This is a genomic window from Streptomyces sp. NPDC002888, assembly GCF_042888465.1.
Taxonomy (GTDB): Bacteria; Actinomycetota; Actinomycetes; order Streptomycetales; family Streptomycetaceae; genus Streptomyces.
Map to the genome: position 1 here is coordinate 57,216 of NZ_JBIAPU010000031.1, position 13,054 is coordinate 70,269.

Below are 13,054 nucleotides of genomic sequence, written 5' to 3' on the forward strand. Positions count from 1 at the left end.
CGGGGTCACGGGAGCAAGCGGTACGGGGGCTGGGCGGGCCCGCCGGACGCGGCCACCCAGTCCAGGAGGTACGGCAGCATTTCCGCGCGCCCCGCCACGAACGAGCGCTCGGTGTCCGGCCCGGTGAAGCCGCCGCCGAACTCCCTGCCGTCCAGGTGCCGTACGGCCACTCCCGCCTCGCGGGCCAGCAGTGCCCCGGCCGGCAGGTCGATCGCCTCCGCGCGGTAGCCCACGAAGCCGTCGATGTCGCCGCGGGCCAGCATGGCCCAGCACAGCAGCGGCGCCCACAGCTGGAGCAGCCGCCGGGAGCGGACTTCCAGCGCGTTCCTGAGCGCACGGGCGTGGGGGTCGTCGCGGGGCACGGCGTGTCCCTGGGTCCAGGCCAGCAGCGGTCCCGCGGGCGACAGCGGGCGGGCGTCGCCGGTCGCGGTGAGTCTCCCGAGCGGCCCGTGTGCGCCGCCGTCGCGCAGCGCCGACCAGGTGCGGGCGTTCACCGGGTCGTGCACGACGCCGACGACCGGCGCCTCGTCGACGCACAGGGCAATGCCCACCACGTAGACGGGCAGCCCGATCACCACGTTGTTGCTGCCGTCGAGCGGATCCACCAGCCAGGTGCGGCCGTTGCCCTCGCCGCCCAGCTCGCCCGACTCCTCGGCGAGGATCCGGTCGTGCGGGAAGCGCTCCCGGATCCGGTGCACGACGAGGCGTTCGGCCTGCAGGTCCAGGTCGGTGACGACATCGCCGAGTTCGCCTTTGGGCCGGGCGGCGCAGCCGGCCGGGAAGCGGGACCGCAGCATTGCTCCGGCCTCCTCGGCGGCGGTCACCGCGGTACGGCACTCGGGGGTGAACTCAGGCAGGGGTTTCGGGCTCGGGTTCATGGATCCTCCTGACCGCGGCCCGGGCGATCCGGGCGGTCTGGGCCGCGTCGCACATACTGCGGACCACCCGGTGGCCCGGGGCCCGTAGCGGGCCGAGGGAAAGGTCGGCCCGGCCGGGCAGGGTCAGCCCCAGCACCAGGGTGGCGGCCGGGCGGCCGTCCGGCACCACGGTGGTGTGGAACTCGCCCGCGGCAAGGGCGTAGGTCTGGCCGCGTGAGCTCGTCTGCTCGGCGCCGGGAAGGCAGCGCACCAGGCGCTCGGTGGGCCGCAGTTCGTCCACCCCCGAGGGATCGCTGTGCACCTCGAAGACGCGGTGGGTGGGGCGCCGGGTCTCGTCGCGGATCCCCATCCGTCGGTTGCCGAGCCGTCCGTAGAGCACCGTACTTGTCAGGTCCCAGCTGTGGGAGTGGACTTGATGGCCCGTCGTTGCCGGGTCGGCGGGCCCGAAGACGTGCACGCAGACTCCTCGGGGGCCGTCGCGCAGGACGGGCAGGCAGACGAACCCCAGTGGATGGCGCACCGCGCGCAGGGCGCGGCGGCCGGAGACGACCTGCTCCAGTTCCGAGGCGGCGTGGCCCATCAGCTCGGCGGCGGCCCCTCGCCGGGCGGCCCGTTCCAGGGCCGGGTAGTCCATCGTCGTCCCCCTCACCCAACGGCGGCGCTCACCTGCGGTAGGGGTCCTCCGCGCGCAGCGCCTTGTCGATGATGTCGCCCGCATCCCGGTCGGTGAAACTGGTCGGCAGTGGCAGACCGAGCCGGTCGAAGAGGCGTCTGACCTCGTCGACGGTCGGCTCGTCGCTCAGCGGCGTAGCCTCCCGCAGGTCGAGCTTGACCGCCTGTTCGCGGCTCTGGTGCAACTCGGTGACGTAGTAGTCGTAGAGCGGGCGGCCCCGTTCCACGTACAGGCTCACGCGGCGCGGGTCGTCCTGGGTGATGATGAGGCCGGCGTCGGACAGGTCGAAGCGCAGGGTCGGGGCCACCGAGGAGAGGTGCACGTCGACCTCCAGAGTGTCCAGCCGCTGCCGGTGCCAGGCGGCGGCGAGCACGGTGGCGTACGACTCCTTGCGGGTGCGTTCGGTGGTCCACTCGCCGAGGACTGCGCCGTCGGGCTGGTGGCCGAAGGTGCGCCGGAAGCGCGCGTAGGCGGCGCACACCCGGTCGTCGGCCGGGTTCACGATGTCGATCTTCATGCTGAGGGACCGGCGCCCCCGCTGCGCCTCGATGACGCACTCGGGCAGGGTGACGGCCCTCAGATAGGTACCGGTGCCGCCCTTGTACACCCAGCGGGCGGTGTTCCGGCGGGCCTGCTCGTGCGCCAGCCCGACCTCCGCGCCGGCCAGTGTGCGCACCATGGCCAGGTCCTCGATCGCCCGGTTCGTTCCCGCGGTCGCGGTGCGGATGTCGGCCAGTCGGCGTCGGCGCTCGGTCAGCGATCCGAAGACCAGCGTGGCCAGGACCAAAAGGGTGGCGCCGGAGACGACGTTGTCGTTGAAGTTCGGGCCGAGGACCTCCAGCAGACCGATGACCAGGGCGGCGCCGATGGCGACGACGCCGTCCGCGTTCCTGACCGCCCAGGCGATCGACTCCTCCAGCCGACGCCCGGACGACTGCGGTGTGTTACGCGTCACGTCCCACCCTCCCCCGACGGCGACCTCCATGGTAGGAGGAACGGCGCCCGGCGGCCACGGTGCGTCGACCACCCTCAACTCCGGGTGCCGGGAGCCTTGTTGCAGCCGCGCGCGACCAACGACCAGGGGCCTTCGTCCACCGGCGGTGACCAGCTCACACGACACCGCTTGAATGATCGAAATCGCATGTGGTTATCATCTGAGCACCGCCTAGCTCGAAAGATAATCCTGTGACTGTCAACGAGGACTCGTTCACCAACTGGAAGACTCGCGAGGAGATCGCGGAGTCGATGATCCCGATGATCGGGAAGCTGCACCGCGAGCGGGACGTCACGGTCCTGCTGCACAGCCGCTCCCTGGTGAACAAGTCGGTGGTCAGCATCCTCAAGGCCCACCGGTTCGCCCGGCAGATCGCGGGCGAGGAACTCTCGGTCACCGAGACGCTGCCCTTCCTGCAGGCCCTCACCACCCTCGACCTGGGGCCCTCCCAGATCGATCTCGGCATGCTCGCCTCGACGTACAAGACCGACGACCGCGGTCTGTCGGTGGCGGAGTTCACCGCCGACGCCGTCGCCGGCGCCACGGGAGCCAACAAGATCGAGCGCCGCGAGGGACGCGACGTCGTCCTCTACGGCTTCGGCCGCATCGGCCGCCTCGTGGCCCGGCTGCTCATCGAGAAGGCCGGCTCCGGCAACGGGCTGCGCCTGCGCGGCATCGTCGTCCGCGGTGGCGGCGAGCAGGACATCGTCAAGCGCGCCTCGCTGTTGCGCCGCGACTCGATCCACGGCCAGTTCCAGGGCACGATCACCGTCGACGAGTCCAACAGCACGATCAACGCCAATGGCAACGAGATCAAGGTGATCTACGCTAACGACCCGTCGGAAATCGACTACACGGCGTACGGCATCAAGGACGCCATCCTCATCGACAACACGGGCAAGTGGCGTGACCGCGAGGGCCTGTCGGAGCACCTGCGTCCCGGCATCTCCAAGGTCGTCCTGACCGCGCCGGGCAAGGGCGACGTCCCGAACATCGTGCACGGCGTCAACCACGACACGATCAAGCCGGACGAGCAGATCCTGTCCTGCGCCTCCTGCACCACCAACGCGATCGTCCCGCCGCTGAAGGCCATGGCGGACGAGTACGGCGTCCTGCGCGGCCATGTGGAGACCGTCCACTCCTTCACCAACGACCAGAACCTCCTGGACAACTACCACAAGGCCGACCGCCGTGGCCGCTCCGCGCCGCTCAACATGGTGATCACCGAGACCGGTGCCGCCTCCGCCGTGGCCAAGGCGCTGCCCGACCTCAAGGCGCCGATCACCGGCAGCTCGATCCGCGTCCCGGTCCCGGACGTCTCGATAGCGATCCTCAGCCTGCGACTCGGCCGCGAGACCACCCGCGAGGACGTCCTCGACTACCTCCGGGGCGTCTCGCTGACCTCGCCGCTCAAGCGCCAGATCGACTTCACCACCGCGCCCGACGCCGTCTCCAGCGACTTCATCGGCTCCCGCCACGCCTCGATCGTCGACGCGGGCGCCACCAAGGTCGACGGCGACAACGCCATCCTCTACCTCTGGTACGACAACGAGTTCGGCTACTCCTGCCAGGTCATCCGCGTCGTCCAGCACGTCTCCGGCGTGGAGTACCCGACGTACCCGGCCCCGGCGGTCTGATCCCGACCTGTAGGATCCGCGGATCAGTGCGCAATGCAAGTATGAGATGCACAATTCCGGAACTTGGTGCGCACTGACTCCGCTCCGTAACTACCTCTTGTCGATATGAGGACGAGACGGTGCGGGAAGTTCCTTTTGACGAAGGCTCAGATTGAAGCCAACCGTGGTGACGGACGGCGGCGCCCCTTCTCCGGCGAGCGGCCGGGAGCAACGGCTCGCCCCCATCGCATCGCACCAGCTTCCTGGCCTGGCTGCTCCGTCTCCGGTACAACGCTCTCGCCCTCTCGGGAGAGCCGCCGCGCTGCGCCTGGCCGTGGGTCTACGCAGGCTGGATCGTGCCCGTCTCGAACCCGTGGGTGCCCCGCGGAATCGTCGCCCACATCCACCCTGCGAGCGCCCCGGGAGAGCGACTGCCGCCTGCCGTGAACTGGTGGTGGGGCCTGTGGCTCGCCGGGACGCTGAGCGGGGTGGGTCTGATGTACACGGGCTCCGCGGACAACGTCATCCCACGCGCCTACCAGGACGTACAACTGCTCCAGGCGCCGACGCGGCCGTCATAGGCGCAGCGTTGGCCGGCATCTTCGTCGTCCGCGCCCTCAACCGCGACACAGCAGCAACGCATCAACGACTCCCTACGGCACGACACCACCCCAATTTCCAGCCCGCCAACCCCCGGCACGGGGATGAGCTGACCCGCCACCACCCGCCACAAATCCTCACAACAACGCCGCTCACAACGCATGAGGGCCCCGCGACGCGGGCACCACCGATCACCGCAGTACCCGTCGCCCAGGCGGCCAGCGGTCCGAATGCGCACGATCCATCGACAACGGCAGTGCGCACCCCACCCGAATTCCGGCATTCCCTCAGGAAACACCGCACACGGAGCCGCGGATCTTACAGCCCTTTCTGTAGGATCCGCGACTCCGTTAGCGATGAAGACAGTTCGTCAGCAGTGAATTGGCAAATCCTCCGCTTCCTTAGCAATGACTACGAGCAGTAGCGGTCGCTTGTATGGCACTTCCGTCAGTCTGCGGGTCGCCGGTTCGACACGATGGTTCGGCGGTGGCGGCGAGCAGGGCGACGTCGTCGTCGACCCGGTCGGGGGTGTTCAGTAGTTCCAGGACCCGTTCGGTGATCTGCTGGGGGTCGGTGCGGGCGGCGGCGGGCAGCGCGCCGCAGGTCTGGCACAGAGCCGCCAGGCCGTCGTCCAGGGACAGCGCCCGGTTCTCCACCAGGCCGTCGGTGTACAGCAGCAGGCTGGTGCCGGGCGGGAACGCCACCTCGCGGTCGATTGGGGTGCTGCCCAGTCCCAGCGGCAGCGCCGGGGGCAGCTCCAGGTAGGCGGTGTCGGCGGCTACCAGCAGGGGCGGCAGGTGCCCGCTGGCGGCGTAGCGCAGGCGGTGGCGGTGGGGGTCGTAGACCGCGTAGAGGCAGGTGGCGAAGCGTTCGGTGGCGAGCGACTGCAGGTAGGCGTCCAGCCTGGTCAGCACCTGGGCCGGGCCGGCGCCCTCCAGCGCGAGGCTGTGCAGGGCGGAGCGGAGTTGGCCCATCACGGTGGCGGCTTCCACGTCGTGGCCCATGACGTCGCCGATGGCCAGTCCCACGGCGCCGTCGGGCAGGGCGAGCACGTCGTACCAGTCGCCGCCGACCTCGGCGCCGCGGTTGCTGGCCCGGTAGTGGGTGGCCAGGCGCACGCCGGGCACCTGAGGCACGCGGTGGGGCAGCAGGGCTCGCTGCAGGGTCAGGGCGAGGCGGCGCTCGTTGTGGTAGCGGGTGGCGTTGTCGTAGGCCAGGGCCAGGCGGTGGGCGAGGTTCTCCAGATACTTGTGTTCGACCGCGGAGTACCCGCCGGTGTGCCTGACCAGTACCAGGGCCCCCAGCGTCTGGTCGTGGGCGTGCAGCGGCAGGGCCAGCACGGCGGCGGGCGCCGGGTGTGAGCCGGCTGGGGCTGGGGCGGTGCCGTTGATCGCGTGGGTGGCGGCGGTGGCCAGGGCCTCGTGGGCAAGAAGGGGGGTGCCGGCGATGTATGCCGGGGGCGACTGCGCCGGGGCGGGTGCCGCAGGGGTGAGGTGGATGCTGATCTGGTCGGCGAAGTCGGGCAGCAGGATCTGGCCGGCAGTCTGCAGTATCTGGTCCGGGTCGAGGGTGGCGGACAGCCGCAGGCCCGCGTCGGCCAGGGAGGCCAGCACGGCCAGCTGGTTGCGGGTCTCGGTCAGGACCTGTTCGCGCAGCCGGGACAGTTCCAACCCGGTGCGGACGCGCGCCAGCAGCTGGCGCGCGGAGAAGGGTTTGGCCAGGTAGTCGTCGGCGCCGGCGTGCCGGCCCTGCACGGATTCCTCCTCGCCGGCGCGGGCGGTGAGCAAGACGATGGGCAGGCGGGCGGTGCGCGGGTCGGCGCGCAGCGCCCGGACCAGCTCGAAGCCGTCCATGCGGGGCATCATCACGTCGCTGAGCACCAGCTCCACCGGCTGGGCCAGGGCCGTCTCCAGGGCGGCCCGGCCGTCGGCGGCGAGCAGCACGTCGTAGTCGGGCTGCAGGAGCTGGGTGAGGTAGGCGCGCATGTCGGCGTTGTCGTCGACGACCAGCAGGCGGGCCCGGTGGGGGCGGTCGGTTTCGTGGGGGCCGGGGGCGTGGGTCGCGGGGGCGTGCGGGGTGCGTGCCGCGGAGGTGGCCGCGGCGGGGACGGGGTCGGCCGCCAGCCAGCCCAGCGCCTCGTCCACATAGGCCGCGGCGCGGCCGGGCCGGCCGTCTCCGCCTTCCCTGGGGATCTCCCCGGGGGATCCGGCGCCGGCCGCGGGCGGGGCCGGGCGGGGCCGGTGGGCGGCGGCGAAGGGGAGGTCCACGGTGATGGTGGTGCCCCGGCCGAGCCGGCTGTCCACGCCGACCGTGCCGCCGTGCGCTTCCACCAGGTCCTTCACCAGCACCAGGCCGAGGCCGCTGCCTTCGTGGGAGCGGGAGCGGGCGCCGCGGATCCGGTGGAAGCGCTCGAACAGGCGCGGCAGCTCGTCCGCGGGGATGCCGGTGCCGGTGTCGGTCACGGTCAGCCTGGCCCGGTCGCCGGCCGCGGCCACCTGCACCCGGGCGCCGCCGGTGAAGGTGAACTTCAGGGCGTTGCTGAGCAGGTTGAGGATGATCTTCTCCCACATCTCCCGGTCCAGGGACACCGGCTTGGGCAGCGGCGGGCAGTCCACCTCCAGCGTCAGCCCGGCCGCCTCGAAGGCGGATCGGAACACCCCGGCCAGCTCGGCCGTGGCACCGGCGAGGTCGAGCGGCTCGAGGGCCGGGCGCATCTGCCCGGCCTCGGCCCTGGCGACGTCCAGGAGGGTGTTGACCTGCTTCAGCAGACGCAGGGCGCCGCGCTCGGCCAGCTCCAGCTGCTCGCGCCTCTCGGGCCGGTCCTCGTCGGCCAGGGCCTGCTGGAGCGGGCCCAGGAGCAGGGTGAGCGGGGTGCGGAACTCGTGGCTGACGTTGGCGAAGAAGGTGGTCTTGGCCCGGTCCAGCTCGGCCAGCGCCTCCGCCCGCCGGCGCTGCTCTTCGTGCGCGAGCGCGGCCGACTCGTGGGCGAGTGCGGCCGACAGCGCCCCGGCCACGGCTGAGGCGAGCACCTCCAGGAAGTCGTGGTAGGCCCCGGCCGGGGGGAAGCAGGGGTTGACGCCCACCACCAGGACGCCCTCCACCTGGCCCGCGCAGTGCAGTGGCAGGGCCAGGGCCTGCTCGACCGGGAGCCGGGGGGCCGCGGCGTGCTGCCCGGCCGTGCTGCCGCCGGTGAACGCGGCGGCCGGCAGTGTGGCCGGGACACCGTCGGCGACCACCTGCGCCAGCCGGGCCGCCACCTCCGAACCGTCGGCCGCACTCAGCGAGACGGTCTCGGGCGCCGACGGGAGCCCGGCGGAGGCCGCCGACCGCTGCATCCCGGGCTCGGAGGCCAGGTACAGGCCCAGGAACGGGATCTCCTCGGGGTAGGAGCCCGCCACCTCGGCGACCACACGGGCGACCTCGCCCGGGGTGGGCAGCCCGGCGGTGCGCGCGCCGGTCTCGCTCAGCAGGCGCAGCCGGCGCTCGCCCAGTACCCGGCCGGTGGTCTCGGTGATGATCTGCAGCACGCCGCCGGCGGTGCCGTCGTCCAGCAGCACGGGCTGGAAGGCGGAGTCGAAGTAGCACTGCTCCAAAAAGCCGTGGCGCTCCATGATGAGCGGCTCATCCGGGATCAGCAGGGTCTTGCGGGTGTCGGTCACATAGTGGAAGTGGGAGCTCACGGGGTGGGCCCAGACCTCGGGGAACACTTCCTTATAGGGCCTGCCGAGCGCCCAGGGGTGTTTGGCGCCGACAATGGGTGTGGAGGCCAGGTTGTACAGCGTGGTGAATTCAGCGCCCCAGTACAGAGCCATCCCGTGCTCAGAGGTGAGCATGAGGCGCAGGGTGTCCACCAGGGGCCCCGGCCAGGAGACGGTGGGCCCGAGCGGCGTCGCAGCCCAGTCGATCCCGGCCAGAAGCTCGCCGAACGCGCCGCCCTCGGCGAACACCCGGGCCGCCGCGGTGCGCGGGTCATCGGGCCGGGTCATCGAGAAATCTTCCTCCTGGCGCCTATGTGATCCGCCCGCGCCCTCCCAAGGCTGCCGACGGCCACCTGCTGCGGACCTCCCGGGCAGACCGGACGCCGGATCCGACGGTTCCGGCTACACTTCTGCCCGAATTGTAAGATTAAGAAAAATAAGAGGCTATTTGCCCAGTAGTGTACGCCTGCAGCCGCACGCCGACGGCGGTGATCGTCGACTCGCGGTCCCTGCGGGCGGCCGACACTGTCGGCCCCGACGGACAAGGGCGGGACGTGCTGGTGGTGCTGGTCACCGCCGCGAGCACGCAGGACCGCGACGCCGGGACACCGCTGCTTACCCGGCTCCGCTCACTGCACCGCAGGATCACCCTGGTGTGGGACGACGGCGGATACGTCGGCCAGATCGTCGACTGGGCCCGCAAACGCACCGATGACGCCACGGGGCGGATCCTACAGACGGGCAGGCGGGGCGGGCTGCCCTCGCCCCGCCTGCCGACGGTCAGCCGTCCCAGCTCCAGTCCGCGACCTCGGGGAGGTCGGTGCCGTGGGCGCGGATCCAGTCGTGGTGGTGGAGTCGGGTGTCCTCCATCCGTTGGCGCAGGGCGGCGGCGCGTACGGCGAGGCCGGGGACGCGGTCGATGACGTCCATGACGAGGCGGTAGCGGTCGAGGTCGTTGACGACGACCATGTCGAACGGGGTGGTCGTGGTGCCGATCTCCTGGTAGCCGCGCACGTGCAGGTGGGCGTGCCCGGCGCGCGGGTAGGCCAGGCGGTGGATCAGCCAGGGGTAGCCGTGGTAGGCGAAGATGACCGGCTTGTCGGTGGTGAACAGGCCGTCGTACTCGAAGTCGCTCATCCCGTGCGGGTGTTCCCCGGCGGGCATCAGGCGGGCGATGTCGACGACGTTCACGACCCGCACCGCCAGTTCGGGCAGGTGGCGGCGCAGCAGCTGTGCGGCGGCCAGGACCTCCTGTGTGGGGACGTCGCCGGCGCAGGCGAGCACCACGTCGGGTTCGCGGGTGCCGTCCTCGGTGCCGGCCCAGTCCCAGACGCCGGCGCCGCGCGCGCAGTGGGCCCTGGCCTGTTCCATGGACAGCCAGTCGAAGCAGGGCTGTTTGCCGGCCACGATCACGTTGACGTAGTCGCGGCTGCGCAGCGCGTGGTCGGCCACCGACAGCAGGGTGTTGGCGTCCGGCGGCAGGTAGACCCGTACGGCCTCGGGGCTCTTGTTCAGGATGTGGTCGACGAAGCCGGGGTCCTGGTGGGAGAAGCCGTTGTGGTCCTGGCGCCAGACGTGTGAGGTCAGCAGGTAGTTGAGGGAGGCGATGGGCGCCCTCCAGGGCAACTTCCGTGTCACGCGCAGCCACTTGATGTGCTGGTTGACCATGGAGTCGACGATGTGCGCGAACGCCTCGTAGCAGGAGAACAGTCCGTGCCGGCCGGTCAGCAGGTAGCCCTCCAGCCAGCCCTGGCAGGTGTGTTCGGAGAGGATCTCCATCACGCGGCCGTGCCGGTCGAGGTCCTCGTCCACGTCGAGCGTCCCGGCCTGCCAGGCCTTGCCGCTGGCCGCGTAGACGGCCTCCAGCCGGTTGGAGGCGGTCTCGTCGGGGCCGACGAGGCGGAAGTCGCGGCGTTCGGCGGTGGCCCGCATGACGTGCTCGAGCAAGTCGCCCAGGACGCGGGTCGGTTCGTGCCGGGTGGCGCCGGGTTTGTCGACGGGGACGGCGTACCGCTCCAGGGGCGGCAGGGGCAGCTCGCGCATCAGGAGGCCGCCGTTGGCGTGCGGGGTGGCGCCGAGGCGGGCGGTGCCCTCGGGGACGCAGGCGAGCACCTGCTCCCGGGGGCGGCCGTGCGCGTCGAAGAGCTCGTCGGGCCGGTACGAGCGCAGCCACTCCTCCAGCTGCCGCAGATGCTCGGGGTTGTCGCGGACGGCGGCCAGCGGCACCTGGTGGGCCCGCCAGGTGCCCTCGACGGGCAGTCCGTCGACCTCGGCCGGTCCGGTCCAGCCCTTCGGGGTGCGCAGCACGATCACCGGCCAGCGGGGACGTTCGGTGGCACCCTCCTCGCGGGCGGCCCGCTGCAGGGCGGTGATCCGGTCCAGGGCGGTGTCGAGGGCGGCGGCCATGGCGCGGTGCACGACCGCCGGGTCGTCGCCGGTGACGTGGATCGGGTCGTGGCCGTAGCCCTTCAGCAGGGCGTCCAGCTCGGGCTCGGGGAGGCGGGCGAGGACCGTCGGGTTGGCGATCTTGTAGCCGTTGAGGTGGAGGATCGGCAGGACGGCGCCGTCGTGGACGGGGTCGAGGAGCTTGTTGGAGTGCCAGGACGCGGCCAGCGGTCCGGTCTCGGCCTCGCCGTCGCCGATCACGCAGGCGACCAGCAGGTCCGGGTTGTCGAGGGCCGCCCCGTAGGCGTGCGATAGCGCGTAGCCCAGTTCGCCGCCCTCGTGGATGGAGCCGGGCGTCTCGGGCGCCACGTGACTGGGCACGCCGCCCGGGAACGAGAACTGCTTGAAGAGGCGGGCCATGCCGTCGGCGTCGCGCGTGACGTCCGGATAGGTCTCGGTGTACGAACCCTCCAGCCAGGAGTTGGCCAGTACGGCGGGCCCGCCGTGCCCGGGGCCCCAGACGCACAGGGCGCTCGTGCCGCGGGCCTTGATGACGCGGTTGAGGTGGGTGTGGACCAGGTTCAGGCCGGGTGAGGTGCCCCAGTGGCCGAGCAGCCGTGGCTTGACGTGCTCGGGGCGCAGCGGCTCGGCGAGCAGAGGGTTGGCCATCAGGTAGATCTGGCCGACGGACAGGTAGTTCGCGGCGCGCCAATGGGCGTCCAGGGCCCGTAGCTCCCCCTCCGGGAGCCGGGTGGACGACGGCTGCTGCGTGTCGACGGACATGGAAGGTCCCTTCCGGAGCGGTGTCGGTCGGTCTCGGCGGGTGTCGGTCGGTCGGAGGTGTGGCCGGTCCGTGGTCCACCCTTCCCCCGACGGCCGGGTACCCGACAGGGCCGTCCGGGCCACATCGGCCCCCGCTCGGGCCGTTGGCCCTCGCCCGGATCGGGGCGGACGCTGGTAGTGGACGGCCCCCACCTCTGGAGACCCTCATGAACGTTTCCGCCACCCCGAGCGTGCTGCGGGCCCTGCCCGCCCTGCACCGGACCCGTCTGATGCACTTCGCCCACGAGGTCGACATCGCGCAGGGCACCCGCCTCTTCGAGGAGGGCTCGCGCGCCGACCGGTTCTGGATCCTGCGCAGCGGCACCCTCACCCTCGACATGCATGTGCCCGGACGTCGCTCGCCGGTCATCGAGACCCTCGGCCACGACGACCTCGTCGGCTGGTCGTGGCTGTTCGAGCCGCACACCTGGCATCTGGGCGCCGAGGCGGTGACACCGGTCCGCGCCCACGAGTTCGACGCCGTCGCCGTGCGGCTGGCGTGCGTGGACGACCCGGAGTTCGGCCAGGCCGTCGACCACTGGGTCGGCCGGGTCCTCGCACACCGCCTGCACGCGACCCGCGTCCGCCTGCTCGACCTGTACGCGCCTTACGGAAGCGGCGACAGGCCCTGAGCGGCAAGGGGTGTCGTTTGGATCACCCCCCTAAGTCAGACCGCCGGCTCCAGTCGGACGCAGCACCGGCCCGGACTCGGCGCCAGGCGTGCCTCCAGTCCCGTCTCGTGCAGTCCGCGCAGGACGCCGTGCAGCAGGCGGAGGTTCATGCCGCACACGGTCTCGGTGTGCTCGCGGGCGAGCGCGTGGAAGGGACAGTTGGCCAGCACGACGGCGTCGCCCTCGCGCCGCGGCTCGAAACCGTGGCGTTCCAACAGGTCGAACACGCCCGCGTCGTCCTGCCCGCCGAGTCGCGTGCCGAGTTCCTCGGCCCGGCGGTGCAGCACGTCACGCACCGGCTCGCCGGTCGCCGCGGACTCCTCCACGGCCTGGGCGAGGAGGCGCCCGGCCAGTTCGTAGCGCCGGTCGGGGAGGCTGACGGCGACCTGGCGGAGGGAGCGCCGGTAGAGCTTGGCGGGCCGGCCCGCGCCGGGGCCCGAGCGTCCGCTGCGTCGCTCGTAGACCACGTCTAGCAGGGACTCGTCGGCCAGCCGGTCCAGGTGGAACGCCGCGGTCTGCCGTGCGAGGCCCAGGGCCGCGGCCGCCTCGTCGCGGCTGACCGGGTTCGGCTGGCGCACCACGTGGTCGTACAGCTTCCTGCGGGTCGGCTCGTCGAGCGCGGCGACGGCCGAGATGTCGGTGCCGTGTACTTCCTTCGGGTCGTCCACGCCCACCAGTGTAAAACCCATAGCCATTGACTAAAGAAGCGGACCGAGG

Annotated in this window: 9 protein-coding genes; 3 read left to right on the forward strand and 6 right to left on the reverse strand. The window is 71.7% G+C overall.

Annotated elements, in window-relative coordinates; genetic code table 11:
- Positions 1-5: 5 nt before the first annotated feature.
- From ACFYWX_RS37700 to ACFYWX_RS37710, 3 genes are read right to left on the reverse strand one after another with little or no spacing between them, the layout of a single operon-like run.
- Complete coding sequence (locus ACFYWX_RS37700) at positions 6-878, reverse strand: inositol monophosphatase family protein (RefSeq protein ID WP_389429405.1); 873 nt, start codon at positions 876-878, stop codon at positions 6-8.
- Entirely contained in the window at positions 850-1,512 is a 663-nt protein-coding gene (locus ACFYWX_RS37705; protein WP_389429406.1) for a hypothetical protein, read from the reverse strand. The genes ACFYWX_RS37700 and ACFYWX_RS37705 overlap by 29 nt, the downstream gene beginning before the upstream one ends.
- A gap of 28 nt (positions 1,513-1,540) precedes the next feature.
- Complete coding sequence (locus tag ACFYWX_RS37710) at positions 1,541-2,506, reverse strand: hypothetical protein (RefSeq protein ID WP_389429407.1); 966 nt, start codon at positions 2,504-2,506, stop codon at positions 1,541-1,543.
- Between the two features lie 230 nt (positions 2,507-2,736).
- On the opposite strand from ACFYWX_RS37710, the gene ACFYWX_RS37715 reads away from it, so the two are divergent.
- Entirely contained in the window at positions 2,737-4,182 is a 1,446-nt protein-coding gene (locus ACFYWX_RS37715) for a glyceraldehyde-3-phosphate dehydrogenase (RefSeq protein WP_389429408.1), read from the forward strand.
- 251 nt (positions 4,183-4,433) lie between these two features.
- Positions 4,434-4,742, forward strand: a complete 309-nt coding sequence (locus tag ACFYWX_RS37720; RefSeq protein ID WP_389429515.1) for a DUF4328 domain-containing protein — start codon at positions 4,434-4,436, stop codon at positions 4,740-4,742.
- Between the two features lie 420 nt (positions 4,743-5,162).
- On the opposite strand, the gene ACFYWX_RS37725 is transcribed toward ACFYWX_RS37720, so the two are convergent.
- Together ACFYWX_RS37725 and ACFYWX_RS37730 are read right to left on the reverse strand one after the other, a co-directional pair.
- Positions 5,163-8,747 (reverse strand): SpoIIE family protein phosphatase, encoded by a 3,585-nt coding sequence (locus ACFYWX_RS37725; RefSeq protein WP_389429409.1) that lies wholly within the window; start codon positions 8,745-8,747, stop codon positions 5,163-5,165.
- Between the two features lie 492 nt (positions 8,748-9,239).
- Entirely contained in the window at positions 9,240-11,627 is a 2,388-nt protein-coding gene (locus tag ACFYWX_RS37730; RefSeq protein WP_389429410.1) for a phosphoketolase, read from the reverse strand.
- Positions 11,628-11,833: 206 nt separating this feature from the next.
- Here ACFYWX_RS37730 and ACFYWX_RS37735 point away from each other — a divergent pair, with 206 nt between their 5' ends.
- On the forward strand, positions 11,834-12,298 hold the full coding sequence (locus ACFYWX_RS37735) for a Crp/Fnr family transcriptional regulator (protein ID WP_389429411.1): 465 nt from the start codon (positions 11,834-11,836) through the stop codon (positions 12,296-12,298).
- A 35-nt stretch (positions 12,299-12,333) separates the two neighbouring features.
- Here ACFYWX_RS37735 and ACFYWX_RS37740 read toward each other — a convergent pair whose 3' ends face one another.
- Positions 12,334-13,011 (reverse strand): helix-turn-helix transcriptional regulator, encoded by a 678-nt coding sequence (locus ACFYWX_RS37740; RefSeq protein WP_389429516.1) that lies wholly within the window; start codon positions 13,009-13,011, stop codon positions 12,334-12,336.
- Positions 13,012-13,054: the final 43 nt, after the last annotated feature.